The organism is Larkinella bovis, assembly GCF_042655385.1.
Lineage (GTDB): Bacteria > Bacteroidota > Bacteroidia > Cytophagales > Spirosomataceae > Larkinella > Larkinella bovis.
This window is the reverse complement of sequence record NZ_JBHSMA010000001.1, coordinates 759,708-785,485: the sequence shown is the minus strand read 5'-3', so window position 1 is coordinate 785,485 and position 25,778 is coordinate 759,708. Positions and strand designations below refer to the sequence as shown.

Sequence of the window (25,778 nt, the reverse complement as noted above, 5' to 3'; positions counted from 1 at the left end):
TCAGGCCACCACGTCGGCTTTCATTTCGCTTTCGTCCAGCGGCTGCATCAACTGCCTGATGGCGGGTTTTGTCAGTTCGGGGTCGATCCAGCGCCGTTCTTCCTCCCGGGTGAGAATCAGGGGCATCCGTTTTTTGGTGTTGTGAATGAAGGCCATCAGGGGATTGGCTTCCGTGGTGACAATCGAAAAAGTAGGTTGTCCCTTCCAGACGGCGTAAATGGCGCCCAGCGAAAACGGCTGTTCGGTTTTCAGCCGGATGAAATACGGGATTTTCTGTTTGCCCTCGTGGCGCCATTCATAAAAACCGTCAACCAGCAAAAGACACCGCTGCGACAGAATGCTGTCCCGGAAGGATGGTTTTTCAAAAATGGTATCTTCCCGGGCGTTCAGGGTCATTTTGGCCAGCTCGGCCGCCTTGTCTTCTTTCACCCAGGCCGGAACCAACCCCCATTTAAAGAGCTGGATGTCAGCCGGATTTTCCTGGGTCACCACCGGGAGCCAGGGATGCGAATACCCCGAGATTTTCGGGCCCGGTTGATACGCTTCCGGTTCCACGGGTACGTTTGCTTTTATTTTTTCGGCCAGCTCTTTTAATTCAGAGATTGCCTTAACGGAATAACACATGAAAGGAGTTGGGTTGTTGAACGTCTAATATACAAAATTATTCGGACATTTCCCTGCGGGATTCGGGCGCGGTCCTTGCCATTATTTTGAGGAATTATTACTACCTGACGCATCAATAATCCAAAAAAATGGTTTAAAATTAGGTTCAGTTTTTGTGAGTTATACTCAATTACCGGACATTTACCTAAATTATTCTGTTCTATTAATAATAGCTATACCGTAGGCCATTCATGAAACCAACTATTGCCGCGTTACTGGCCTTTTTATTCTCGATCCATCTAGCCGAAGCGCAACCGGTTTCCGTCCGGTTTAAGCATATAACTACTCAGGAAGGTCTTTCGCAAAGTAATGTTACCAGTATCCTCCAGGACAAACAGGGCTTTATGTGGTTCGGAACCCAGGACGGGCTGAATTTATACGATGGCTATTCCTTTACGGTGTTTCGGAATGACCCCCATGTGCCGGCGAGTCTGAGTGATAATTACGTCCGGGTGTTGTACGAAGACCGGCAGGGAAAACTCTGGGTCGGCACCGACGACGGGGGGCTCTGTTCGATGGATCGGAAAACCGGTGTTTTTAAAAATTATCAGTATTCGAAAACCAAAGCTAAGAGCCTCAGTAATAACCGGGTGACGTCCATTGCGGAAGATCAGCGGGGTAACCTCTGGATTGGTACCGAAGGCGGACTGAACCGATTTGATCCCGTTAAACAAACCTTTTTTCGCTATACCCATAAACCCGGTATAGCGTCCAGCCTGAGCAGCGATTTGGTTCGGGATGTGCTGATCGACCGCAGCGGAACGATCTGGGTCGCCACTTTCGGGGGCGGTTTGAATCGGCTGGATCCGGCCACCGACACGTTTCACCATTTTGCCCATAATCCGGCGGATAAAACCTCGTTGAGCCACAACGCCCTCAAACGGCTCCTGCAGGATGCGCAGGGACGCATCTGGGTGGCCACCGAAGGGGGAGGGTTAAATTTGCTGAATACGGACCAGAAAACGTTCACCCGGTTTTTGCACCATCCCGCCGTTCCAACCTCCATCGGGCATAATGACCTGAATTCACTGGAGGAAGATGGGGAAGGCAATCTGTGGGTCGGGACCGAAAACGGCGGAGTCAGTATTCTGAATAAAAACCGGACCGCTTTCACCCGGTATCTGTACGACGAAAACAACACCAGCGGCCTCAACAGCGCATCCGTCGATGCGATTTACCGGGACCGTAGCGGAAATATGTGGCTGGGGACCTATAGCGGGGGTATTAACTTTTATGACCATCAGCCCGTCAAGTTTCGGCTTTACCGGAAAGAACCGTATGTCGCCAATACCCTGAATAACAATAATGTATCCTCGATTTTACAGGATCATCTCGGAAATCTCTGGATCGGGACCGACGGCGGGGGCCTGAATGTGCTGAAGAAGGCAACCGGGCAATTCACGCACTTTAAAAACAAACCGGGGGATCCCGCCAGCGTGGGGAGTAACTACATCATGAGCCTTTTCCAGGACAGCGATCAGGATATCTGGGTGGGGAGTTACAAGGGCGGCCTGAGTTTGTGGAAAAAGGGGGCCGGCGGTTTTGTCAATTTTAAACCAGGCAGGAGCACAACCGAACTGAGTCACGAAACCGTCTGTGCGATTACGGAAGGGAAAAAAGGCGAAATCTGGCTTGGTACGCTCGGCGCAGGCATCAGTCGATACGATAAAAAAACGGGAACCTTTACGCACTTCCGGCCCGATCCCGCCAAACCGGGAACCATTACCCAGGGGTACATCAGCGCGCTGGTTTTCGATCATAACGGTATTCTCTGGGTTGGAACCGAAGGTGGTGGCCTGAACCGCTTCAATGAGCAAACCGGCACCTTTACGGCCTACCAGCATAACCGGGCGGTTTCGGGCAGCCTAAGCCATAATTTCATCAACAGCCTGTACGAAACCCCGAAGGGCGACTTATGGATCGGGACCAAAGGGGGGCTGAATTACTTTAATCCGAAAAACCAGTCCTTTCTGGCCTTTCGACAGAAACAGGGGTTGCCCAATGAGGTCATCCAGGCCATCAACAGCGATCGGTCGGGCAATCTCTGGGTCAGTACGAACAAAGGGCTGTCGAAAGTGAATCCGCGCACCCGGGTCATTCAGAATTTCAATACGGTGGATGGCTTGCAGAAAAGCTCGTTCAACCGGATGGCGGTTTTTAAAAGCCCGGAAGGAGAATTATTCTTCGGCGGTATTTCGGGCATGAACTCGTTTTTCCCGGACAGTCTTCGGAATAATCCGTTTGTTCCGCCGGTGTTCATTACCAATTTTCTGGTGTATGACAAACCCGTGCAGACGGAGGAAAACCGGGTGACCTTATCCTACGAAGAGTCGTCGATTACCTTTGAGTTTGCCGCCTTGAATTATTCGCTGCCCGAAAAAAATCAGTATGCGTACATGCTGGAGGGCTTTGATAAGGATTGGAAAATCAGCAACACCAAACGCGTAGTCAGCTACACCAACCTGGACCCCGGTTTGTATACGTTCCGGGTGATGGCCTCTAACAACGATGGCGTCTGGAACCGGCACGGTGATTCGTTTCGGGTGATTATAAAACCGCCTTTCTGGCAAACCTGGTGGTTTGGGGCGTTGCTGGCCATTGCCTTTCTTGCCAGTCCGAACGTGATCTACCGCTGGCGAACGCGTGCCCTGAAAGCCCAGAACGAAAAACTGGAGAAACTGGTCAACGAACGGACGGCGCAGGTGAAATACCAGAAGGAGGAGTTGCAAACGCAGTCGGAACATTTGCAGACCCTCGTCGATGAAATTCACGCGCAACGGTTGCAGGAACAGCAGGCCCGGGAAGAAGCCGAAAAAGCCAATCAGGCCAAAAGCGTGTTTCTGGCCACGATGAGCCACGAAATCCGGACGCCGATGAATGGGGTCCTGGGCATGACGTATCTGTTGCAGGAAACCGAACTGTCGGAAGAGCAGCAGGAATACGTCGATACCATCTACCAGTGCGGCACCAATCTACTCGGCGTCATCAACGACATTCTGGACTTCTCAAAGATCGAGTCGGGGAGTCTGGAACTGGAAATGGGCGACATCGATTTGCTCCATTGTGTGGAGGACGTCCTGGATCTGTTTGCCGGTAAAGCCGCCGAAAGTGGCCTTGATCTGGTGTATCAGTTTGAACATCAGGTTCCGTTGCACATTATTAGCGACGGGTTGCGGTTGCGGCAGATTCTGATCAACCTCGTGGGAAACGCCGTTAAGTTTACCCATAAAGGGGAAGTGTTTGTGCAGGTGGACGTCCATCGGCTGGAAAACGATCCGGAGCTGGAACTCGAGTTTCAGGTACGGGACACGGGAATTGGCATTTCAGAAGATAAATTACAGCGGCTTTTCAGAGCTTTTTCGCAGGGCGATTCGTCGATGACCCGGCGGTATGGCGGAACGGGGCTGGGATTGGCGATCAGTGAGCGGCTGGTCAAACTGCTGGGCGGCACGATTTGGGTCGAAAGTGTGGAAGGGCAGGGCACTACGTTTACGTTTACGATTCGCTGTCGGGTGAGCCAACAGGCCAAACGGCACTATGTTTTATTCAATACGAGCGAAAACGCCGGGAAACGGATTCTGGTGGTCGATGACAACCAGACCAATCTGACCATTTTGCGGACGCAGTTCGAACAATGGAAACTGGTTCCGTTTACGGCCTTATCGGGGAGTCAGGCCCTGGCAACCCTGAGCGAAAATATGCCCATCCATCTGGTGGTTACCGACATGCAGATGCCCGGAATGAATGGCGTGGAACTGGCCCGGCAGATCCGGCTGCAATACCCCCGGCTGCCCATTATCCTGTTGAGTTCAGTTGGTGAAGAAACCCGGAAAACCTACCCGGAGCTTTTTTCGGCCATCCTGACCAAACCCATCCGGCAGCAACAGTTGTTTGATCTGGTTCAGCGGCAACTGAAACAGATCGACGAAATGCCCATTCCGGTGACCCGCCCCACGCAGCAGGCTCTGTCGGACGCGTTTGCCAAAGAACACCCGCTCGAGATTTTAATTGCGGAGGACTACATTGCCAATCAGAAACTGATTTTAAATATTCTCCAGAAACTGGGGTATCAGCCCGAACTGGCCCAGAACGGGATCGAGGTGTTAGCGATGATGCACAATCGGGCGTTTGATGCGATTCTGATGGATGTGCAGATGCCCGAAATGAATGGCCTGGAAGCGACCCGCCTGATTCGGCGGCAGCCGGGCCCGCAGCCGATCATCATTGCGATGACGGCCAATGCGATGAAAGAAGACCAGGAAGAGTGTCTGGCCGCGGGCATGGATGATTACATTTCCAAGCCCATTCTGCTGGATGTGTTGAAAAATGCCCTCGTGCGGGCCTCGACGCAACGCCAGCGGCAGGTTTCCGGAGGATCCCTGAATGGATAGCCAAGGGGCTCCCAAACCGTTGACCTCCATTCGTTTTTTTTCGCTGCATCCGGCAACCGAAAGGATTTTCTCAAAATTTCAGGAAAACCCGGGCGCCTTAAACGGAAAATGGGCAAGAAATTTTCTACAGTATCCCGGTGTATGCTTTTTAGCCAACCCGGACGATGCGTCTTCGATCCCTAAATTTTGCAAATATGCCTGGAGCGGATCGGGAATGAACGCCAATAAAAAAGTGCTGTAAGGTTTTAATTTACAGCACTTTGCAGGTATTTTGAAGTGTCCACGGAGGGATTCGAACCCTCACACCATAACGGCACCACCCCCTCAAGATGGCGTGTCTACCAATTCCACCACATGGACAGACACCTCGATTTTGTGGATGCAAAAGTAGAGATTGGGCCTTTAAAAACCAAGAGCCGTTTCAATATCCCTAAAAAATCATCCGTCGGTGAGTATGTCCCGAAACCGCTTCCCTTTAGTAGAATAGAACGTATATAGGGAATCGGCCCGGCAACGCAGTCCGGCAGGACTTCATGGGCGGACTATTTCGTTCATCATAGGTTAGCACTGAACCTGGCTCTTCTCCCGACAGAGGAGCCAGTGTTTTTTGGAACCCCAGGCCCGCCCGGTTTACGCGTTTTCCTCCCGTAACAGGTCCACCAGCGCATCGATCGCGGCCCGAATGTTTTCCCGCACGTCCAGAATGGAGGCCTCCATCATGTAACAGGGAGCGGTAATGATCCGGTTTTCCCGATCGACGGCGATTTCCCGGACCGTTTTCATTTCGACCTGCTGCCCCAGGGACTGGATTCCGGCGGCAATGCCACTGATTTCGTACGGGCTGTCTTCCTGGTCGCTGCCCACCGTCAGGTGAGCCGAAACGCCACTGCCTTCCAACGCCTTGGCGATGGTCGTTGGACTCATGCACAAACCGACGATCGGTTTTTTCTGGGACACCAGATCGACAATGAGTTTCCTGACGGGTTCCAGAATGGCCCCCTGCGGGCCCTCGAAGGCCCATTTGGTAATGTTCTTAGCCGTCCCAAAACCGCCCGGCATAACGAGTGCATCCAGCTCATCGGCGGTCAGCGACGCCAGATTCCGGATGTTGCCGCGCGCAATCCGTGCCGACTCGACCAGCACATTGCGGTTTTCGGGCATTTCTTCGCCAGTCAGGTGATTGACAACGTGGTACTGCGGTACATCCGGTGCCAGGCAAATGGTTTCAGCTCCCACCTCGGCCAGGGCCAGCAACGTCAGTACGGCTTCGTGAATTTCAGTGCCATCATAAACACCGTTTCCGTGCAACAAAACGCCAATTTTCATGGATCAGAAGATCGTAGTAATGGATTTTTTTCGGGGAAATTAACCCAAAAAGTTGTAACTTCAACGTTTCATTTCAACCTTCACCGGGCGAAACACGATTCTTTATTTTACGTAAACTAACAGACATTAATCAAGCAAGTATGGCACTGGAATTAACGGGCAAGCTGGTCAAAGTGTTACCCGAGCAGTCGGGACAGGGACGCAACGGAACCTGGACGAAACAACAATTTGTGATTGAAACGATCGACCAGTTTCCCAAACAAGTCTGCCTGATGGCCTGGGGAGACAAAACCGGGGATCTGGCCCAGTTTGCCCCGGGGGATACGATGCGGGTCGCCATCAGCATCGAATCCCGGGAGTACAACGATCGCTGGTATACGGACGTACGGGCCTGGCGGATCGAACCGGCCGATGGGGCTGAACAACAACCCGTGGCGGCAGCCGCTCCGCGCCGGCAGGAGTCGCGCCCGGCTGCGGATCGCCCGCTGACGACCTTTGAAGACGAAGATAACGCACTGCCCTTTTAAGGCCTGACAACCGGTAATCGGGTGAGTGATCCGGCCTGGGCCAATCATCCGATTACAGGGTTGCAAATAGTTTCTCCATACTTTCGTCAATCTGCTTCTGAAGCCGGGCCGGTTTTTTCGGCACAATTCCTTCCACCATTCCCCGCCAGACCATCTCATTTTTCTTCGGATCGATCAGGTGAATATCGATGGTGCCCTGCCGGTAGGTCCCCACCGGAATTTCCTGACTACGCCAGGTGTAGCGCCGTTGGCCGATATAATACGGCGGATCGGTGCGAAAGTTGGTTTGCCGGGTTTGCGTTTTTTCATCCACGGCGATGCCGATATTCATCAGCAGATCGGGGGAAGCCGGCACCCGGCTTAGTCCCCTGGCCAGTAATTGCCTTTCGATGGCGTTTTTGAGCGCTTCAACCTGAGAACGATAAAAACCGCTCTGCGGAATATCCCCCGTCGATTCAATGTCTGAGAAGGCAAAGGTGCGGTAATGGGATAAAGCAAAGTTGTCGGCGGGTTCGGTTTTTACCACCCGGATTGAGCTACAGGCAACAAAAACCGTTGGCAGAAGAACCAGGATGACAAATGGTTTGATTTTCATGGGTGGATAGAGTATTTCGGGGCAAAGCCGCCTGAGGGGTCTGTTTTTCTAGAAACGAGCAGGAGGGCAGATTGTTAACCGAAAACGGGATAAAATGAGAATCCCGCTTCGGACTGCAAAGCGGGATTTCAGGAGGATCGTTGAACGATCGAAGGGAAGTGATCCGGCTGGGATTCGAACCCAGGACCCATACATTAAAAGTGTATTGCTCTACCAGCTGAGCTACCAGATCGGGATATGAAATGAACCACGCGGGTGACCCCAATCAACAGCGATGTACTAATTTTCTGTTACTATTCATGATTCACTGAGGCTTTTGGTGATCCGGCTGGGATTCGAACCCAGGACCCATACATTAAAAGTGTATTGCTCTACCAGCTGAGCTACCAGATCGAAAAAGGAGAAGAGGAAAAGAAATGATATGAACCGTAACCTTTCTACTTTTACCTTTTGTAATTTTGAGTGGCTTCCCAAAATTGCGATGCAAAAGTACCTTTTTTGAGATGAAAATGCAAGGTCCCCGTTTGAAATTGGTTTATTTTTTTTCGCTGCTATGGGCCGTATGGCCCGGAAATGCCCCCGCCAGCAAGGTCTCGGCGTCCCTCTATCAGGCTGATTCTCTGTTTGCTGCCGGTGCCTATCCGGCGGCAAATGAAGCCTATGAACACCACTTAAATTTAGGCTTCCGTCCCACGGATCCGATGCTCTTAAAACTCGCTTTTGGCTGGGAAAAACAGGGTGACGTGGCTAAAATGCTCTACTACCTGCAAGTTTATTTTGACCGCCGGCCCGACGAAGCGGTGTTGAAAAAGATGAACGATGTCGCCAATCAGTATAACCTGCGGGGCTACGAGACCGACGACCTGAACTACTTTTATCTGTTCTATAAGCAGTACGGTTTGTACATCATCCTGGCGCTCGTTCTACTCGGCACGTATGCCTTCGGAATTTTCTGGATGAAATACCGCCAGCGGGAACCGTCGCGCCGTCGGCATAAACTGATTGTGCTGGCGTATCTGACCGGTTTGCTGTTGCTGGTCAACCTGCCGGAACGCTACCAGTCCGGGATCATCAACCGGGACCAGGTTTTGCTCCGGCGGGATCCGTCGGCTGCTTCGCCGGTTGAGGACGTTATCAACCGGGGCCACAAAGTCAATATTCTGGGCAGCCAGGATGTCTGGCTCCACGTCTTCTGGAACGATGGCCTGTATTACGTCCGAAAAGATAATGTCTGGCTGATTTAAGGAGTTGGGGGCGGGGTTACGAGGGCTGACGCCTTCACAACCCGCCCGAATCCTGACCTGCGAACGGAAAACCGGCAACGCCTACCCCTTTTTCAGGGGCGAATCTTTCTCCCTGGCGAGCGTGTTGTAAACCATGCGGTCCATTAGTCCGGGGATAAATTTGTTGAGAAAGATCGTCAGCTTGCCCTGCGTCGTCAGAATCAGGTCGCGTTTTCGACGTTTCACGGCCTTCAGAATGTGGTTGGCGACCTCTTCGGAACTCATCATTTTGCTTTCGTCCCGCACGGTTTCTCCCGCCACCTCGCCCGCCTGATTCAGGGCGGAGTAGCGAATATTGGAGGACGTAAAACCGGGGCAGGCGACCAGCACATGGACCCCCGTGTCCAGCAATTCCGTTCGGAGGGCTTCCAGAAAACCGTTCATCGCAAACTTGGAGGCCGAATACCCGCTGCGAACCGGCAGGCCACGGTAGCCGGCGATGGACGAAATACCGACAATTGACCCTTTGCTTTCCAGCAGATAGGGCAGGGCATAGCGGGTGGCATACACCGTTCCCATGAAGTTAATGTCCATGACTTTACGGATCACGTTCGGATCCATGCCCAGCAGCATCGACCGCATCGTAATGCCGGCGTTGTTGATCAGAATATCGATCCGGCCGAATTCCTGGACGGTTTTTTCGATCAGGTTCCGGACGTCCGCTTCGCGGCTGACATCGGCCTGAATCCAGCGGTTTTGAATAGCCTGCTGATCTAGTTCGGCACTGACAGTTTCGAGAGCCTCCGCCTTTCGGCCACAAATGACGATGATGGCCTGTTCACGGCCAAAGGCAAACGCCAAGGCTTTTCCGATTCCGGAAGAAGCCCCTGTAATGACAACCACTTTGTCTTTCATGAAAGTCTGGAAATTCGGGAACGTATGGGGTGAACAAACGATTATTTTCAACTTTTTAATAAGAAACTTCCCTAAATAAAAAGTTATATGGGTATTGCCCGCCCCTGTTTGTAGAGAATTACGGCAAAGTTAGTATTATTGCGGTGCAATCTGGACCATTCAATATTCACGATCTATGAAAAGAACATTTGCGTATTTGATGACTGCCTTTGTGGCAACTGCCCTTACGGTATCATCCTGCTCACCGATTAAAGACGCTCCTGACAAGAAAGATACGGTTGATTTTGAGGGAACATTGAACGGAAGCCAGGAAGTGCCGGGAAACTCGTCAGCCGCCACCGGCACCATGACCGCCACGTACAATAAAACAACCAAGGAGCTGAGTTATACGGTTAATTATACCGGTATTACCCCGAATGCGGGTCACATTCACCTGGCACCGGGTGGCCCGGGTACGAACGGGGGCGTTATCATTCCCTTCGCTTCCCTGACCTCGCCCATTAGCGGAAAAAGTACGCTGAAGCAGGATCAGGAAAATGCGTTGATGGAAGGTCGCCTTTACGTGAATCTTCATACGACCCAGTATCCCGGGGGCGAAATTCGCGCCAATATTATGCGGGTGAAATTCGATAACTAACCCGTTTCAACCTGCTCGGGCCGTTATAGCCGATGGCTCTGCAAGAAAAAAGCTACCGCGTCGCGGTAGCTTTTTTCTTGCTTATCGAAGTAAGGTGACATTTCCCTTGTACGACCGGTTCGTGTACTGAATGAGGTAGTAATACAAACCGGGGGGCAGATCGTCGCCGGTCCACTGGAAATGGCGATTGGTGGATGAGAAAACCGCCTTTCCCCAGCGATTCGTAATATCGACCCGGCGGAACTGGTCGGAGCAATTGTCCTGCGGCAAATCCGGAACGCTGAACACATCATTTTTCCCGTCGGCATTGGGCGTAATGACGTTCGTGATCGTGATGTTGTAATCGACCGGCACATCTTTGACCCGGAACGTTACGCGGGTCGTGTCGTAATTATTCGGGCAACTGTTATCCTGTGAAATAAAATCCAGCTCGTACGTGGCTTCGCTCTTTCCCTGCAAAACCGGGCAACCGGGCTGCCAGACGAACGGAGAAACCAGGGGACTCGGGCCGGTCTTGCTTTCGAATTGCATCCCCAGGCTTTTATAATCGAAATTGTGGCCAACGGCCGTTAATTTCAACGGATCGGGGTCCGGGTCTTCGGCAATGACGTCGAACCGAATGGCGGCCGGTATCGAATCGCTATGGGTGACGGTTAAGTCTACCACCGGATTCGCGAGCGTCGTCCGGACCGTGGGCGGGCGACTGGTTTCGGGCGTGGCTTTCAGCCGAACCGTCACCGTATCGCGCTGGTTTCGGTTGCAGCGGGTATCGGTCACAATGAAATCAATGACATACTCCGCCGTTCGAACCTGGGCGCATTGGGGCGTCCAGTTGAATTGCTGGCTGACCGTTCCCGGCCCCGAAACGGCGGCAAAACTCATCCCCACCTGCGCCAGATTGAAGCCCCGGCCTACGGCGGTGAGGGTGATCATGTCCTGATCGGCATCCGTTCCGGTTACTTTGAACGTTAGCGTTTTCCCGGCCTGTACGGTGGTCGTGTTGCCGGGCAATGTTGTTTCGACCACCGGTTTTCGGTTCAGTTCCGGGGCCAGTTCCAGCGTCACCACGAGCGTGTCTTTCAGGCCCTGTGGACAGCCTTCATCCGTCGCCAGCAGGGCCAGCCGAAGCGGTTTTCCCTCGGCCAGACAGCGATCGAAACAGACCTGCGTTTTAACCGTATCGCCCGGAAACCGGATCAGCACTTCATTCGGCGAAAAGGAAATTCCCTGTGCCGGGCCATCCAGAACCGACATCTGGACGCGCTGATTGGGGTCGAGGTCGGTAATGAACAAGTCGAGGCAGTTGGATTCTTTGTCCGTAATTTTCAGCACCGTTCCTTCTTTGTAAAAGGCCGATTGGCCCGCCGGGCGCATCGCCACCGAAGGGGGATTATTTTTCTGACAATCAATCACTTTCAACTGAAAATCGCGCCGGACCAGCCCGATTTGCTGCCAGGCGCCGGAAGCATTTTTGCGGTATTCCGTCACCTGCACACAAAAGACAAACAAACCGACCTGGCCCGCTGTCACGGTTAGCAGACCGGTTTGGGCATTGACCCGGAGCGGAGCCGGTCCCGGAATGGCCCGATCCTGGTTGAGACCGCTGCTCCAGCGGACTTCGGGATAGGCCGAACTGGGCTGGGCGACCTGTGGGCGGGGGTTGGCGGCCGTACTAAACCCATTGTAGGGCGTTACCAGTTTGTAGGCCAGACTGTCGCCGTCGGAATCGGTTGCACCAAAATCAAACGAAAAGGGCTGATTGATACAGATATAATCGCCCCGAACCGGCCGGAACGTGGGGGAGGAGTTGATAACGCTGGTGCCATTACTGGTCCGCTGCGCCGGAAATTCCAGGTAAAACGTCGATCCGGCTGCGCCCGGGTTCTGGATGTTGTTGATCGAATTATTGCGGCAACACCGTTCCCAGATCATGTAATAGCCGCGCGGATCATTGAATGCATTTAAATTAAAAACCACATTGCCGCTGTAGCGCAACAACCGGGTGCGAAGGCTCGGCAGGGCGCACTGCGGTTTGGTATAATCGACGAGTTGCGAGCTGACCTGTGGCAGGTCAACGGCACCGATAAAAGCATTATCGCCTTTGCGGTAAATAAAAATGCTGACGGTGGGGTCTTCGGCCTGCGGGTTACCGTTCAGCTCATCGAAGTACAGGTTCAGGTTAATTTGGTGGGTATACTGACTTTGATTCGTCACGCGTTTTAACTCCAGTTCGCCCCCGACGATATGCGTCGCCGAGGCCGTTAACGTCAGCCCCAGCCAACTCCCGATCAACCAATACCACCAGGCAGTAATCCGATAAAACTGTTTCATTCCAATACAGAAGGGTTGTCGAAACCAAAATACGGTGCTTAATTTACAGAATTTATCACAGTAAATGATGTCAGGAAAGACCCAAAAGATGGCGAATCGGTTGCAAGCCGTTCGGATAGATGATGTGGCCGCGGAAGGAAAATGCCTGATCCGGACCGAAGAAGGGGTGATCTTTGTGGAAAGCCGGTCGGGCGGCCCCGTTGCTGCGCCCGGCGATGTGGTGGATATCCGGATTGTGAACCGGAAAAAGCAATACCGGGAAGCCGTTGTCGAAAAGATTCATTCCTTCGGCCCCAGCCGGGCCGAACCGTTCTGTCCGCATTTTGGTACCTGTGGAGGCTGCAAATGGCAGCACATTCGGTATGACGAACAGCTCCGCTTCAAAGGCCAGCAGGCCGTCGATCACCTCACCCGGATCGGTAAAGTCCAGCTGCCGACGGTCTTGCCAACGCTGCCCTCACAGCAAACCACCTATTACCGGAATAAACTCGAATTTACGACGGCGGAAGGTCGCTGGATGACGGATGAAGAGGTCCGTTCGGGCATTAAAATGGACAAACGGGCCGTAGGGTTTCATATTCCGAAGCGGTTTGATAAAATTCTGCCGATTGCCCATTGTTACCTGCAACCCGATCCTTCCAACGCCATTCGGCTGGCCGTGGGCGAGTATGCGTTCCGGAACGGCTTGACGATGTACAACCTGAATACGCACGTCGGTTTTTTGCGAACCATCATCATCCGCACGGCTTCGACTGGGCAGGTCATGGTGACGGTTCAGGTCGCTGAAGACCGTCCGGCGGAACTCGCAGGGCTGCTGGACATGCTGAAAGCTTCGTTTCCGCAGATCACCTCGCTGAATTACATTCTGAATAGAAAACTAAACGATTCGTATCAGGATCAGGACGTCATTTCGTATTGGGGAAAACCGTATATCGAGGAGCAGATGGATGACGAAAGTGGTCAGCCGCTGACGTTTCGGGTGGGTCCCAAATCGTTTTACCAGACCAATGCCGGGCAGGCCTTCGAGTTGTACAAGATCACCCGGGACTGGGCCGGGCTGACCGGTTCCGAGCGCGTGTATGATCTATACACCGGAACCGGAACCATTGCCCTCTTTGTGGCGCGCCGGGCCAAGCAGGTAATCGGCATTGAATACGTGGTATCGGCGGTCGAGGACGCAAAGATGAACGCGGCTGTCAACGGGATTCAGAACACGGAATTTCTGGCGGGTGATATGGCGGCCCTCCTGACCCCGGACCTGTTCCAGAAATACGGAAAACCGGATGTGGTCATTACGGACCCACCGCGCGCCGGCATGGACGAAGCCGTTACCCGAAACCTGTTGCTGGCGGCTCCCCGGCGAATAGTATACGTTAGTTGCAATACCGCCACCCAGGCCCGCGATCTGGCGATTCTGGATGAACTGTACGAGGTAAAAGCCGTCCAGCCGGTCGATATGTTTCCGCACACCCACCACGTGGAGAACGTCGTGAAGCTGGAAAAAAGGAGTTAGGAGGGAAGAGTTAAGAGGTAAGAATGAAGAGTTAGGAGTTAGCTCCGCAGGAATAGCATGCGTCAGCCAACTCATAACTCATACCTCTTCATTCTTACCTCAAAACGGTGTTTCCTGTTGATTGGGGTCGACGTGGCCGAAGTTGGAGAAGCCGGTATTCGGCGAATTCAGATTGTTGGCTTTGCTTTTGACAATACCGCCCTGGCTTTCAAAGGAAGATGCGCCCGACAGCTTGGGGTCGAAGCCCGCCGATGGGCCGCTAAACGGCGCCGGGGTCTGCGGCATGAAGAACGCATCCAGGTCGGAGAATTTGGTGTACTTGCCGACGAACCGCAGTTGGACGGTATCCAGGGAACCACTCCGGTTTTTGGCAATGATGACTTCTCCGACTCCCGAAACCGAATTGCCGTTTTCGTCGGTGGTAATGCCGTAGTATTCAGGCCGGTAGAGGAAGATGACCATATCGGCATCCTGCTCAATGGAACCGGATTCACGAAGGTCGGAGAGTTGCGGTTTTTTGTCGCCCCCCCGGGTTTCCACGGCCCGGCTCAACTGCGACAGGGCAATGACCGGCACGTTGAGTTCTTTGGCGAGGTTTTTCAGGGCGCGGGAAATCGAGGCAATTTCCTGCTCCCGGTTGCCGCCCGCTTTGCCCGACGTATCGCCCGACATCAACTGCAAATAGTCAATGACGACCATCTGAATATCGTGCTGGGCCTTTAACCGGCGACATTTCGCCCGCAGTTCGAGAATGGAAAGGGCGGGGGTATCGTCGATGAAAATGGGCGCTTCGGTCAGGCGCTGAATTTTATGGTGAAGCTGTGCCCATTCGTGCGGGGCCAGATTTCCTTTCTTGATTTTTTCGCTGTCAATTTCGGCTTCCGCCGAAATCAGCCGGTTGACCAGCTGAACGGACGACATTTCCAGGGAGAAAATGGCCACCGCCTGCCCAAAATCAACCGCGGCATTGCGGAGCGAACTGACGACGAAGGCGGTTTTTCCCATACCGGGCCGGGCCGCCAGAATGATCAGTTCAGAGCGTTGCCAGCCGGACGTTAGCCGGTCGAGGGCACTGAACCCCGACGGAACACCCGTCAGGCCGTCTTTCATATTTTTCTTCTGCTCGAGTTCGTCCAGCGCCTGCCGCATGATGGTGCTCATATCGGCGTAATTTTTCCGGATATTCGATTCCGAAATCCGGAACATCGACTGTTCGATGCGGTCGAGGAGGTTGAAAACGTCGGTGGTATCTTCGTAGGCATCCCGCTGGATTTCGTTGGAAACCGTAATCAGGGCGCGCTTGATGGCGGCCTCGGCAATGACGCGGGAGTGGTATTCGATATTGGCTGCGGACGTAACGCGGGTGGTTAATTCGGTAATATAACCGCCCCCGCCAACGACTTCAATTTCGCCGGTTTTCCGCAATTGCTGCGTGACGGTCAGCATGTCCACCGGTTCGGCATTTCCGAACAGGGTAACGATGGCGTTGTAAATCCGCTGGTTGGCTTCTTTATAAAAGCTTTCCGGTTTCAGGATATCGACCACCGCCGACAGGGCGTCCTTTTCGATCATCAAAGCACCCAGTACGGCTTCTTCCAGGTCGATGGCCTGCGGAGGTAATTTGCCCAGCCCGGTCGGTGTCAACATGTGATTAACCCCGTCGGACATACTGCGCCGACCACCCATATAGGGAGTCTTCCGAAAGTTTGAGTTGGTGGTTCGATCGTTTTCCATTGCTATGCAAGTATAGCCAATCGTTGGAAGATTGAAAAGCTTTCGGATGGCTGCCGGGCCAGGCGGCCAACCGGAACGGCGGCACTAAGTTCTTGTCTCTAAAGTACATATTCTACGGTACCCGGCTGAAAAAAAAAGTAAAAAAAATAACCAATTTACCTTACGGTAGAGGAGCCGGATGGACGCGGAATGATCCCTTGTTTGCGCATAAACAGCCGCCGGTCGGTTCAAAACCGCAACTGATTAATCGTGAAGGAATTGCGTAAAATCCGTACGGTAGTGGGATAATAATTGCCTATTTTTGTTGTTTAGTACGTACGAACTTCTATATTTAGAAGGGAAATTGAATGGTCACACTGAAACTATGAATCCAGATTTGGTAGAAAAAGTAATCACCCTTGACAATGTATCGCTCATCGACTTTCTGGGTGTTGAAAACAACAACATCAAAGAGGTCGCAGCGGCCTTCCCGATGAGCAAAATTATTTCGCGTGGCAACGAAATCCGGATTAAAGGAACCACGCCGGAAATTTCCCGCATTACCGACATTCTGGATTCGCTCCTTGAGCATTATCAGCGGTACGGTAAACTCACCCACGAAAATGTTCGGAGTTTCCTGCAAAATAATGAAAGAGACACCTTGACAGCTTTGCAGCCGGATGATAACGTGCTGGTTTACGGGACCAAAGGCGTGATCGTGCGGGCCCGGACGGCCAATCAGCAACGGCTGGTCGATGTGTCGGAAAAGTTTGATCTGGTGTTTGCGGTCGGTCCGGCCGGTACCGGAAAAACCTATACGGCGGTCGCCATTGCGGTGCGGGCGCTGAAAAACAAGGAAGTAAAAAAAATCATCATCACGCGCCCGGCCGTGGAAGCTGGCGAAAACCTCGGTTTTCTGCCCGGGGATCTGAAAGAAAAAATTGATCCTTATCTCCGGCCGATTTACGATGCGCTGGACGATATGATTCCGGCCGAAAAGCTAAAGACCTACATCGAAAACCGGACGATTGAAATCGCCCCGCTGGCGTATATGCGGGGCCGGACGCTCAATAACGCGTTTATTCTGCTCGATGAAGCCCAGAATACGACGCCCATGCAGATGAAAATGTTCCTGACCCGGATGGGACCCAATTCCAAAGCGATTATTACGGGCGACCGGTCTCAGATCGATTTACCGAAAAATCAGCGTTCCGGCCTGATCGAAGCGGTTGATCTGCTGAAAAACATCAAGGGCATTGCGTTCGTTGAACTGGATGGGAGTGACGTGGTACGGCACCGGCTGGTTAAGGAAATTATTACCGCATATGAACGGGCTGAAAAATAGACGGATACTGGCCGTTTGGTTGGGTTTACTCTGCCCTGGGCTTGCGCAAGCCCAGGGCGTTTCGGTCCCCCAGCGGTGCGGCATCGAATTCCGGGAGCAGGTTTTGCAAAAACGCGATCCCGGGCGACTGGCGAAGCGGTTGCAGTTGAACGATAAAATTGAACAACTCGTCCGCCAACATGCGACGGAACGGAGCCCGTCGCGGATCGGGGAAGTCGTTTATCGCATTCCGGTGGTGGTGCATGTGGTCCACAACAACGCGTCGGGTTTTGTCGGGGGAGCCAACAACTCCAATATATCCGACGAGCAGATTGCATCCCAGCTTCAGGTGCTGAACGAGGATTACCGGCGTTTGCCCAACACGCGCGGTTTTAATACAAACCCGATCGGGGCCGATACGGGCATCGAATTTTTTCTGGCCCGTACCGATCCCGACGGCAAGGCGACCAGCGGTATTACCCGTCACTATTCCTCGAAAACAAGTTTTGATGTGTACGATGGGTCCAGTGGCGATGACGTTCAATTGTCGCAACTGGCCTACTGGCCCAGCGACCAATACCTGAATATCTGGGTAACGACCTTACGAAATGATTACCTGGGGTATGCCCAATTCCCGGAAGCGGAGGGCATCCCCGGTTTGTCTTCGCTGGAAAATGAAAAAACAGATGGGGTGATCATCGATTACCGTTATTTTGGCAGTGATATAGGGGCCGTGACCAGTTCGACCTACCGGTACGGTCGGACCACGACCCACGAAGTTGGCCACTGGCTGGGCTTGATTCATACCTGGGGGGATGCGGTTTGCGGGGACGATTTCTGCAACGATACCCCGCCGACCGAAAGCGCCAACCAGACAACGGCCTGCGCGGATCGGTTTTCAACCTGCAGCGGGGTTCGGACGCGCAACCAGATTGAGAACTACCTGGATTATACGCCGGATGCCTGTATGAACCTCTTTACGCAGGACCAGCGGGCGCGGATGAGGGCCGTTATCGAAGCCAGTCCCCGGCGGAAGCGGGTGGTGCGGTCTGCCGATCCACTACCACAGACGGAGACGCTAACGGTGAATGTCTATCCGAATCCGACCCAGAAACAATCCACCCTGGAAGTCCTGTTTACCGGTTTTCAATCGTTTCAGGTTGATTTGATTGATCTGACGGGCCGCGTCATCCGGTCGCAGCAATTTAAGGATTACCCCAGTTCATCGATTACGTTACCGCTGGATGCGCTGAGACCCGGCCCGTATTTTGTGAAGGTACATACTGATAAAGAATCGGCTTCCCAGCGTCTGCTGATTCATTGAATGGTAATGGACAGTTTTTGGTAAACAGAGCGCGGTCGTTGGCTGCCTGTAAACTATGGGTATACCAGTAGCGCATTGGCAACCGTATATTGTAACCCGAAAACTGTAACCCGAAAACGCCCCGTCGTATGATAGAAGTGGTTCAGGTAAACCGTCCGGACGAAATGAAAAAAGTCTTTGCGATTCGCGAAGAAGTTTTCGTGAAAGAACAACACGTTCCAAAGGAGGATGAATATGATGAATTTGAAACGCTCAGCCGCCATTTTCTGGCCAAGTGGGATGGCATTCCGTGCGGAACCGCTCGCTGGCGCCGGACCTCGAACGGGATCAAACTGGAGCGGTTTGCGGTTTTGGCTCGTTATCGGGGAAAAGGCGTTGGGCAGGCCCTGGTCCGGACCGTTCTGGAGGATGTGTTTAGTCAGCAACCGGAGCCAATCGAATCCGTTTACCTGAATGCGCAGCTCTCCGCCATGCCGTTGTATGCCAAATTCGGTTTTGTGGCAGTAGGCCCCCAGTTCGAGGAATGCGGGATTCAGCACTATAAGATGGTTTTACCGGCCTCTTCGTTTCCGGCCTGATGGTACGCTGGAATGCTTTTCCGTTTGTGCGGTATACGCTCGCGCTGATGGGTGGAATTGTGGCGTATCTGTTTTTGCCAAACCATCCCTTTTTTGTAGTTTTATTATTGCTTGTCAGTGCAATTGTTGGACTCCTGACGTTGGGAGTAGCCCGCAAAGCGTATCCCATCCGGCAGGGAATTTGTGGTTTACTGACGTTGGGTTGCCTAGGCTGGGGGATTAGCTGGCTTAACACTTCGTCAAACGATCCGTTTCATGTTGTGCACCTTCCGCAACCCATTCGCGCTTATCGGGCCGTGGTCAGTTCACAGGCAGAAAACCGGACCAAAACCTACCGAGTTGAGCTGGACATCAACCGGGTTTTAACGCAGGATCGCTGGCAGGCCGCTACGGGGCGTCTGATTGTCTACCTCGATAAAGCCGATGCCGAAAAACCACGCTACGGCGATGTCTGGCTCGTCGCGGGCGGACCCCGACCGATTGACCCGCCCTTGAATCCAGGAGAGTTTAATTATAAGCGGTTTTTAGCCAACCGGGGCATTTATCACCAGCAGTATGTAAAACCGGCGAACCGACACATCCTGGGCCATGCGCCCCCAAACGGGTTTCGGGCCGTGGCCTATTCCCTGAATGAGTGGGCCGATAGCGTTTATACGGATCACCTTGGTCAGACTCAGGAGTTTGCCATCGTGAAAGCCATGATTCTGGGCATCCGGGACGAGATAGATCCCGATTTGCAGCAGGCCTATTCGGCCGCCGGGGCCGTTCATATCCTGTCGGTTTCGGGCCTTCATGTCGGGGTTTTGTTTGGCGCAGTCAGTTTGTTACTGGGCTTTTTGAAACGGCTGAAAGGCGGCCGCTACCTATTTGCCGTCCTTATGCTGGCGCTTCTCTGGTTCTATGCCCTGATGACCGGTTTTTCGGCCCCGGTTTTACGATCGGCTTTCATGTTTTCCCTCATGCTGATCGGCCAGACCATCAACCGCGCCCATAATCCCCTCAATACCTTGGCCGCTTCGGCTTTCCTGATCCTCCTCATTGATCCATACGCGCTGACCTCCGCCGGTTTTCAGTTATCCTATCTGGCTGTCGGCGGGTTGATTCTCTTGTATCAGCCTTTGTACCAGTCTATTACGTTTCGGACCTGGATGGGGGATCAGGTCTGGAAACTGACGGTTCTGGCGCTGGTGGCCCAACTGGCCACGTTTCCACTGGCGGTTTTCTATTTTCACCAGTTCCCGACGTATTTCTGGCTGGCCAATCCGCTGGTGGTTCCCTTATCGTCTTTGGTGCTGGTTCTGGCCATGGGGTTGCTGGTGGTGGGCTGGATTCCGTTTCTTGGCTTTTGGGCCGGCAAAATCCTCTTTGGGGTGATGTGGCTGGTAAACCAATGCATCCTATGGACGGAACAGCTTCCGGCCTCCATTTTAAAACCACTTGTTTTAACCCCCTGGGAACTGGTATGGACGTATGGCATTATCGTTTCGGCGCTGGCAATGTGGATGAACCGCAACCGGCACCTGGTCTGGGTGCTGACTGGCTGTGCGTTTTGGGTATCGGTTTCGGTCGGATGGACAACGTTGCACCGAAAAAAACAACGGTTATTGATCGTCCATTTTGTGCCGCACCAGTCGGCCATCAGTTTGGTGGCCGGGACTGCCTCGACTTTTCTGACCCGGACGGCCATGACGGAGCGGAGCCGGGAGGTGACGTTCTACGTTCGAAATACCTGGGATAGCCTGGGCGTGAAGCGGGTAACATTTGGGCAAACCGATCGGGCCCAGCAAGCCATATCCCAGTACCAGGATCGTTTTGTAACGCTGTTGTGCTGGCAGGGAAAACGGATTTTGCTGGTCGATCGACTGCCCCGGCAACCCGGCTGGCAGTTTCCGATTCCGGTCGACTATGCCATCTTTCGTCGCAATTCGGTACCGTCGTGGACGGCGCTGAAAGGTCGGGTGGCCGCGCGTTTCCTGATTTTCGATGATTCCAATCGTACCCCATTGACCGACCGGTTACTGACAGAGGCCCGTCAGCAGGGAATCCGGTGCCATTCGGTTCGGCAGCAGGGGGCTTATGTGGCGCGATGGTGAGACGGTCGGCTGCTGCGCGCGATCTTTATCCCGTATGAGCGTCTACTTTTGGGGTCAGTTATTCTTTTTAATCGAAGTAATCCGAATGGGCCCTCCCGGTGCGGGCAAGACCAATTCAGGATGAGGACCCAGGCACCGCTTTTTTACATCACCCGAAAGGGTGTAATTCCAGTTTTTTTCATCGTAACTTACTTCCCAGGCAGGATCCACCGCACAAGCCGATACGCTAAAAAAGCCGCCATTGGTATCGGCAATCATAAAAGCCCCGTCGCCCGCATACCGGGCTGGCAGGTTTTCAATAGTACGGTTGGTCGAACCGTCACACCCACAGTCTTCCTCCCGCCTGGTGCAGGACGTTGACAAAAGGAGCAGAATACCAACGTAAAACGGAGTCCTGATGAAGAAACGCATGGGGAAAATGGTCTGGCGGTTTTCACTAAAGACTCCGTACGATGGAAAAGGTTGGAAACCGGGAATAGATAAACAAAAAAAGTTACCGGCTTGTCCGCCTTCATTAAGGTGAATCAGTTGTGTTTTGCGATTTTGCGGATATAGTACTGATTGCCCAGTCGAATGGTAAGCAGGTATTCACCGGTTGGCAGTTGCCGCATCGAGAGCGTCCGGGCAAAGCTTTTTTCGATTTTTAAATCGCTCTGACTCAACCAATGTTTTCCATTCATATCCAGGAGTTCGAGATCGATAATGCCGGTTTCGGCGGTTTCCAGACTTATCCCCAAATGGTCGATCACCGGATTTGGATACAGCTTCAAAACCAGATCCGCGTTGTTCAGGTGGATCCCAATTACCTTTGAATACGTAACCTGTCCATCGGTGTCGATCTGTTTCAGCCGGTAGTAGTAGACGTCCGCCGGTACAGTTCGATCCAGGAACTGGTACGTTTTATTCCCGTTTTTCACCCTGAACGGATCGATCACGGGGCCGCTGATGGGAAGAAATGCCGTAACGTCTTCGGAGCGTTCTACGACGAAATGGCTGTGCCTAAGGTCGTTGCTGGTTTGCCATTCCAGAGCCACTCCTTTTTCGTGTGGCTGCGCCCGAAAATAGGTGTAAGTCACCGGCAGGGCGCTTGAACAGCCGACACAGTTTGTGGAAACGGTGGCTGATCCCAGATTCGATGGCGTGAACGTTCCGGGCAGGCAAACCAGAACGTTGGCGGAGGAGGTCAGGGAATTGTTCAGAAAGGTTTGTCCATTCTGGGGCTGGGCAACCGAGATACAACCCTTTGTCGATTGGGCGGTTGTACCATTGGAGGCATTGTTTTGCAAGGATTGCGTATGGATCATCCCCATGTTCGCCATACAGACGCTGCCACCCCCGTTTATGCTGAACAGATTGGTGACGTTAATCGTGCCGCCATCCACGACCAGGCTTCCGTTAACCGTCAGATTGGTCATGTTCAGAATTCCACCATTTTCTACGATGAGCCGGGCACCATTGAAGCTGGTATTCACTGGATTGGAGAGAGCGCCGTGAACCCGGAAATCACCGGAGTTCGCGTTAAAATTGGTCACCGTGCCGCCGTTGTAAATCAGGGTGCCGCCGTTCAGGTTGGCGTTGGCCAGCGAACCCGGTGCACTGATGCAAACAACGGCACCGGGCTGAATAGTAAGGTTACTGATTGCCGTGGTGATACACCAGGTACCGGCTGAGAGATTCTGGTTGCTGCTGGTCAGGGCGGAGCAACCGGAACAGGAGGGAGAGGCTGGTACACACTGGCTCCAGGCCGGTTGGGAAACTAGTGTCAGCAGGAAAAATAACAGGTAGATCGTTTGTTTCATAAATCGGAAGACAGAGTACAGAACAAAACTATTTGAATGTATGCACAAATTACAATTATTCTTGAAATTTGTTTTAGGATCGATAAAACCGGTGATTTGCGGCAATGCGTCCGGGAATCCTTGTGGTCTGCATGCTTCCGTTTACTTTTGCAGCTGCATCTTGACGCACTACACTAAATCGCTAGACTCGCATGGCCTCATTCGATATTGTCAGTAAGGTAGACCTCCAGACGCTGGACAATGCCATCAATGTGGCAATCAAGGAGATTGCCAACCGCTACGATTTGCGCAACAGCAAAACGAAGGTGGAACTGAACAAAAAAGCCCTGACGGTTCAGATCGATACCGATAACGACATGAGCCTGAAGTCGGTGGAAGATATTCTCCTGAGCCGCCTGGTGAAGCAGGGAGTGGATGGCCGGAGTCTGGACTTTTCGGCCGAACCGCAGCAATCGGGAAACCGGTTGAAACACGAACTGAAAGTCCGGCAGGGGCTGGACAAGGACCAGCAGCGCAAAATGCTGAAATTGATTAAAGACCATCATCCCAAAGTAACCGCCCAGGCCATGGATGATCAGGTTCGGGTGACCAGTAAAAAAATTGACGAATTGCAGGCCGTTATTGCCCTGTTGCGCCGGGCGGAGCTGGAGGTTTCGCTGCAATTTGTAAACATGAAAAGCTAAACTTTTTTGTCGACGGCTTCGTTTGCGAGGTATGGAAAAACAGGAAAAAATCCGGAAAGCCTACACCGACTATGTGCTGGAAAACGGAACCCCACCCCCGAGCGTTTTTCAATTCGCTAAAAAACTGAAACTGACCGAAGCGGATTTTTATCAGGAATATACAGCCTTCGAGTCGATCGAAGCTGATATCTGGCTCGCATTTTTTACCCAAACGGTCCTGTCGATCGAGGCCGACCCGGTTTACCAGACCTATTCCGTCCGGGAAAAACTGCTGGCATTTTATTATACCTGGATCGAAGCCCTGAAAGCCCAGCGTAGTTTTGTGATCTACAGTTACCGCCGGATAAGCGACGCTCCCGTGGCGGCAATGCCCATCGCAAAGGTTCGCCCATCGCAAACGTCCTCCCGGATTTTGCAACCTTTCAAAGAGGCCTTTCTCGATTACGTCCGGGAGTTGCTGGCCGAAGGGCGCGAAAGCAAAGAGGTGGAGCCACGGCCCTTCCTGTCCGATCGCTACGCCAGCGGTTTATGGACGCAGACCCTTTTTATTCTCCATTTCTGGGTGCATGACATCAGCCGGAATTTTGAAAAAACCGATACGGCCATCGAAAAATCCGTCAACACGGCCTTCGACCTCCTGGGGCGTTCTCCGCTGGATTCGCTGTTCGACCTGGCTAAATTCCTCTACCAAAATAAATAACGACTGATACCGGAGAAACGACGAAGACCCCCGCCAGTCCCTTCATCGTTTCTCCGGTATCGGGCTTTAGGCCGCGTTTCATGAAGACACAAAACCATATTCCAACGTCGAAAGTCGCCCGGGCGAGTCAATTTGTGAAAGCCGGGGTGAAGGTGGGCGGGAATTATTTAAAGCATTACGGAAAAAAACTCCTGGACCCGGAGCTGACGAAAGAAGAACTTCATCAGGATAATGCCACCGATATTTACAAGGCCCTCAGTGAGTTGAAGGGCAGCGCGCTGAAAATGGCCCAGATGCTGAGCATGGACCGAACGATATTGCCCCGGGCGTATGTCGATCAGTTTGCCATGTCCCAGTATTCGGCGCCCCCCTTGTCGGGGCCACTGGTCGTCAAGCTATTCCGGACGTATTTCGGGAAAACACCGCAGCAGATTTACGACCGGTTTGACATGAATGCGGTCAATGCCGCGTCGATTGGTCAGGTGCATCTGGCCTGGAAGGACGACAAAAAACTGGCCGTTAAGGTGCAGTATCCGGGCGTGGCTGATAGCGTCAGTTCCGACTTGAAGATTGCTAAACCGCTGGCGATCCGGTTGTTGAACCTGAACGAAAAGGAAATAAACCGGTATATGGGCGAAGTAGAGTCGAAGCTGCTCGAAGAAACCGACTACGAACTGGAACTGAAACGGTCCATCTATATATCCGAACAGTGCGCCCACATTCCGAATCTGGTTTTTCCGACGTATTACCCGGAATTTTCGAGCCAGCGGATTCTGACGATGGACTGGCTCGACGGGCTTCACCTGAAAGATTTTCTGAAAACGAATCCGTCGCAGGCCATCCGGAACCAGATCGGGCAGGCCTTATGGGATTTTTATAATTTCCAGATTCACGACCTCAAGCAGGTGCATGCCGATCCGCATCCCGGTAACTTCCTGATGCGCACCGATGGTACGATGGGGGTCATCGATTTTGGCTGTGTGAAAGTCATACCGGAATTTTTTTACGAAAACTATTTCCGCCTGATCAACTTCGATACGCTGGATGACGACCGGACAACTATGGAAATTTTCCGGAATCTGGAGTTCATCGTTCCCGAAGATGCGCCGAAAGAACAACGCTTTTTTGCCGATCTGTTCAAGAAAATGATTGTGCTGCTCGGAAAACCGTTTGCCACCCGGACGTTTGATTTTGGCGATAACGACTATTTCGATACGGTTTACGCCTTTGCCGAAGAACTGGGCAAGGTGCAGGAATTGAAAGACTCCAAAGTGGCGCGCGGATCGCAGCACGGGTTGTATATCAACCGGACGTATTTCGGCCTGTATTCCATGCTGAACGAACTGAAAGCCAGCGTGATCACCCATAAACCGGACTGGCTGATCTCGAAACGATTGCGCCGGGAAATGCAGGATGCCGCTTGAGAAGCCATTAAATAGTTTT

Annotated in this window: 20 protein-coding genes and 3 tRNA genes; 12 read left to right on the top strand and 11 right to left on the bottom strand. The window is 52.8% G+C overall.

Going from position 1 to position 25,778, the window contains the following annotated elements:
• Positions 1-624: an SOS response-associated peptidase gene (locus ACFPMF_RS03255; RefSeq protein ID WP_379841058.1), complete on the bottom strand. Its 624-nt coding sequence runs from the start codon at positions 622-624 to the stop codon at positions 1-3.
• 230 nt (positions 625-854) lie between these two features.
• Between ACFPMF_RS03255 and ACFPMF_RS03250 the strand changes: the two genes are divergently transcribed.
• A complete protein-coding gene (locus ACFPMF_RS03250) occupies positions 855-5,054 on the top strand; it encodes a two-component regulator propeller domain-containing protein (protein ID WP_379841056.1) in 4,200 nt (1,399 codons plus the stop codon).
• Positions 5,055-5,331: 277 nt separating this feature from the next.
• Here the strand turns inward: ACFPMF_RS03250 and ACFPMF_RS03245 are convergent.
• Both ACFPMF_RS03245 and elbB read right to left on the bottom strand, forming a co-directional pair.
• Positions 5,332-5,414: transfer RNA gene (locus tag ACFPMF_RS03245), tRNA-Leu, on the bottom strand.
• Positions 5,415-5,684: 270 nt separating this feature from the next.
• Entirely contained in the window at positions 5,685-6,380 is a 696-nt protein-coding gene (elbB, locus tag ACFPMF_RS03240) for an isoprenoid biosynthesis glyoxalase ElbB (protein ID WP_379841054.1), read from the bottom strand.
• A 140-nt stretch (positions 6,381-6,520) separates the two neighbouring features.
• On the opposite strand from elbB, the gene ACFPMF_RS03235 reads away from it, so the two are divergent.
• On the top strand, positions 6,521-6,907 hold the full coding sequence (locus ACFPMF_RS03235) for a DUF3127 domain-containing protein (protein WP_379841052.1): 387 nt from the start codon (positions 6,521-6,523) through the stop codon (positions 6,905-6,907).
• A gap of 52 nt (positions 6,908-6,959) precedes the next feature.
• Here the strand turns inward: ACFPMF_RS03235 and ACFPMF_RS03230 are convergent, their stop codons facing one another.
• From ACFPMF_RS03230 to ACFPMF_RS03220, 3 genes are all read right to left on the bottom strand, one after another.
• Positions 6,960-7,502, bottom strand: coding sequence for a DUF4136 domain-containing protein (locus ACFPMF_RS03230; protein ID WP_379841050.1), 543 nt, complete (start codon positions 7,500-7,502; stop codon positions 6,960-6,962).
• Between the two features lie 159 nt (positions 7,503-7,661).
• Positions 7,662-7,734: transfer RNA gene (locus tag ACFPMF_RS03225), tRNA-Lys, on the bottom strand.
• 85 nt (positions 7,735-7,819) lie between these two features.
• A tRNA-Lys gene (locus tag ACFPMF_RS03220) sits at positions 7,820-7,895 on the bottom strand.
• A gap of 308 nt (positions 7,896-8,203) precedes the next feature.
• Here ACFPMF_RS03220 and ACFPMF_RS03215 point away from each other — a divergent pair.
• The gene (locus ACFPMF_RS03215; RefSeq protein WP_379841048.1) at positions 8,204-8,746 is read left to right on the top strand and encodes an SH3 domain-containing protein; all 543 of its coding nucleotides are present in this window, start codon (positions 8,204-8,206) and stop codon (positions 8,744-8,746) included.
• Positions 8,747-8,827: 81 nt separating this feature from the next.
• Here the strand turns inward: ACFPMF_RS03215 and ACFPMF_RS03210 are convergent, their stop codons facing one another.
• On the bottom strand, positions 8,828-9,640 hold the full coding sequence (locus ACFPMF_RS03210) for an SDR family oxidoreductase (protein ID WP_379841046.1): 813 nt from the start codon (positions 9,638-9,640) through the stop codon (positions 8,828-8,830).
• A gap of 175 nt (positions 9,641-9,815) precedes the next feature.
• On the opposite strand from ACFPMF_RS03210, the gene ACFPMF_RS03205 reads away from it, so the two are divergent.
• Positions 9,816-10,277 carry a CHRD domain-containing protein gene (locus ACFPMF_RS03205; RefSeq protein WP_379841044.1) on the top strand — a complete coding sequence of 154 codons (462 nt, stop codon included), beginning with the start codon at positions 9,816-9,818 and terminating at the stop codon, positions 10,275-10,277.
• A gap of 81 nt (positions 10,278-10,358) precedes the next feature.
• Here ACFPMF_RS03205 and ACFPMF_RS03200 read toward each other — a convergent pair whose 3' ends face one another.
• Complete coding sequence (locus ACFPMF_RS03200) at positions 10,359-12,608, bottom strand: T9SS type B sorting domain-containing protein (protein WP_379841042.1); 2,250 nt, start codon at positions 12,606-12,608, stop codon at positions 10,359-10,361.
• 88 nt (positions 12,609-12,696) lie between these two features.
• Between ACFPMF_RS03200 and rlmD the strand changes: the two genes are divergently transcribed.
• A complete protein-coding gene (rlmD, locus tag ACFPMF_RS03195; RefSeq protein WP_379841040.1) occupies positions 12,697-14,121 on the top strand; it encodes a 23S rRNA (uracil(1939)-C(5))-methyltransferase RlmD in 1,425 nt (474 codons plus the stop codon).
• Positions 14,122-14,220: 99 nt separating this feature from the next.
• Here rlmD and dnaB read toward each other — a convergent pair whose 3' ends face one another.
• Positions 14,221-15,855 carry a replicative DNA helicase gene (gene dnaB, locus ACFPMF_RS03190; protein ID WP_379841038.1) on the bottom strand — a complete coding sequence of 545 codons (1,635 nt, stop codon included), beginning with the start codon at positions 15,853-15,855 and terminating at the stop codon, positions 14,221-14,223.
• 376 nt (positions 15,856-16,231) lie between these two features.
• Here dnaB and ACFPMF_RS03185 point away from each other — a divergent pair, with 376 nt between their 5' ends.
• The 4 genes from ACFPMF_RS03185 to ACFPMF_RS03170 all read left to right on the top strand — a co-directional run bounded on the left by ACFPMF_RS03185 (position 16,232) and on the right by ACFPMF_RS03170 (position 21,153).
• Positions 16,232-17,179 (top strand): PhoH family protein, encoded by a 948-nt coding sequence (locus tag ACFPMF_RS03185; protein WP_379842738.1) that lies wholly within the window; start codon positions 16,232-16,234, stop codon positions 17,177-17,179.
• 103 nt (positions 17,180-17,282) lie between these two features.
• Positions 17,283-18,482 carry a M43 family zinc metalloprotease gene (locus ACFPMF_RS03180; RefSeq protein WP_379841036.1) on the top strand — a complete coding sequence of 400 codons (1,200 nt, stop codon included), beginning with the start codon at positions 17,283-17,285 and terminating at the stop codon, positions 18,480-18,482.
• A gap of 164 nt (positions 18,483-18,646) precedes the next feature.
• Entirely contained in the window at positions 18,647-19,060 is a 414-nt protein-coding gene (locus tag ACFPMF_RS03175) for a GNAT family N-acetyltransferase (protein ID WP_379841034.1), read from the top strand.
• Entirely contained in the window at positions 19,060-21,153 is a 2,094-nt protein-coding gene (locus tag ACFPMF_RS03170; RefSeq protein WP_379841032.1) for a ComEC/Rec2 family competence protein, read from the top strand. Before ACFPMF_RS03175 ends, ACFPMF_RS03170 begins: the two co-directional genes overlap by 1 nt.
• A gap of 54 nt (positions 21,154-21,207) precedes the next feature.
• Here the strand turns inward: ACFPMF_RS03170 and ACFPMF_RS03165 are convergent, their stop codons facing one another.
• Both ACFPMF_RS03165 and ACFPMF_RS03160 read right to left on the bottom strand, forming a co-directional pair.
• Positions 21,208-21,564, bottom strand: coding sequence for a hypothetical protein (locus ACFPMF_RS03165; RefSeq protein ID WP_379841030.1), 357 nt, complete (start codon positions 21,562-21,564; stop codon positions 21,208-21,210).
• Between the two features lie 113 nt (positions 21,565-21,677).
• Entirely contained in the window at positions 21,678-22,952 is a 1,275-nt protein-coding gene (locus tag ACFPMF_RS03160; protein ID WP_379841028.1) for a T9SS type A sorting domain-containing protein, read from the bottom strand.
• Between the two features lie 191 nt (positions 22,953-23,143).
• Here ACFPMF_RS03160 and ACFPMF_RS03155 point away from each other — a divergent pair, with 191 nt between their 5' ends.
• The 3 genes from ACFPMF_RS03155 (at position 23,144) to ACFPMF_RS03145 (ending at position 25,759) form a co-directional block, all read left to right on the top strand.
• The gene (locus ACFPMF_RS03155) at positions 23,144-23,635 is read left to right on the top strand and encodes a YajQ family cyclic di-GMP-binding protein (protein WP_379841026.1); all 492 of its coding nucleotides are present in this window, start codon (positions 23,144-23,146) and stop codon (positions 23,633-23,635) included.
• Positions 23,636-23,666: 31 nt separating this feature from the next.
• Positions 23,667-24,335 (top strand): TetR family transcriptional regulator C-terminal domain-containing protein, encoded by a 669-nt coding sequence (locus tag ACFPMF_RS03150; RefSeq protein WP_379841024.1) that lies wholly within the window; start codon positions 23,667-23,669, stop codon positions 24,333-24,335.
• Between the two features lie 80 nt (positions 24,336-24,415).
• Complete coding sequence (locus tag ACFPMF_RS03145) at positions 24,416-25,759, top strand: ABC1 kinase family protein (RefSeq protein WP_379841022.1); 1,344 nt, start codon at positions 24,416-24,418, stop codon at positions 25,757-25,759.
• Positions 25,760-25,778: the final 19 nt, after the last annotated feature.

Coding starts and splice junctions, on each gene's coding strand:
- ACFPMF_RS03255 (WP_379841058.1), bottom strand. CDS start 624: ATGTGTTATTCCGTTAAGGCAATCTCTGAATTAAAAGAGCTGGCCGAA.
- ACFPMF_RS03250 (WP_379841056.1), top strand. CDS start 855: ATGAAACCAACTATTGCCGCGTTACTGGCCTTTTTATTCTCGATCCAT.
- elbB (WP_379841054.1), bottom strand. CDS start 6,380: ATGAAAATTGGCGTTTTGTTGCACGGAAACGGTGTTTATGATGGCACT.
- ACFPMF_RS03235 (WP_379841052.1), top strand. CDS start 6,521: ATGGCACTGGAATTAACGGGCAAGCTGGTCAAAGTGTTACCCGAGCAG.
- ACFPMF_RS03230 (WP_379841050.1), bottom strand. CDS start 7,502: ATGAAAATCAAACCATTTGTCATCCTGGTTCTTCTGCCAACGGTTTTT.
- ACFPMF_RS03215 (WP_379841048.1), top strand. CDS start 8,204: ATGCTCTTAAAACTCGCTTTTGGCTGGGAAAAACAGGGTGACGTGGCT.
- ACFPMF_RS03210 (WP_379841046.1), bottom strand. CDS start 9,640: ATGAAAGACAAAGTGGTTGTCATTACAGGGGCTTCTTCCGGAATCGGA.
- ACFPMF_RS03205 (WP_379841044.1), top strand. CDS start 9,816: ATGAAAAGAACATTTGCGTATTTGATGACTGCCTTTGTGGCAACTGCC.
- ACFPMF_RS03200 (WP_379841042.1), bottom strand. CDS start 12,608: ATGAAACAGTTTTATCGGATTACTGCCTGGTGGTATTGGTTGATCGGG.
- rlmD (WP_379841040.1), top strand. CDS start 12,697: ATGGCGAATCGGTTGCAAGCCGTTCGGATAGATGATGTGGCCGCGGAA.
- dnaB (WP_379841038.1), bottom strand. CDS start 15,855: ATGGAAAACGATCGAACCACCAACTCAAACTTTCGGAAGACTCCCTAT.
- ACFPMF_RS03175 (WP_379841034.1), top strand. CDS start 18,647: ATGAAAAAAGTCTTTGCGATTCGCGAAGAAGTTTTCGTGAAAGAACAA.
- ACFPMF_RS03170 (WP_379841032.1), top strand. CDS start 19,060: ATGGTACGCTGGAATGCTTTTCCGTTTGTGCGGTATACGCTCGCGCTG.
- ACFPMF_RS03165 (WP_379841030.1), bottom strand. CDS start 21,564: ATGCGTTTCTTCATCAGGACTCCGTTTTACGTTGGTATTCTGCTCCTT.
- ACFPMF_RS03160 (WP_379841028.1), bottom strand. CDS start 22,952: ATGAAACAAACGATCTACCTGTTATTTTTCCTGCTGACACTAGTTTCC.
- ACFPMF_RS03155 (WP_379841026.1), top strand. CDS start 23,144: ATGGCCTCATTCGATATTGTCAGTAAGGTAGACCTCCAGACGCTGGAC.
- ACFPMF_RS03150 (WP_379841024.1), top strand. CDS start 23,667: ATGGAAAAACAGGAAAAAATCCGGAAAGCCTACACCGACTATGTGCTG.
- ACFPMF_RS03145 (WP_379841022.1), top strand. CDS start 24,416: ATGAAGACACAAAACCATATTCCAACGTCGAAAGTCGCCCGGGCGAGT.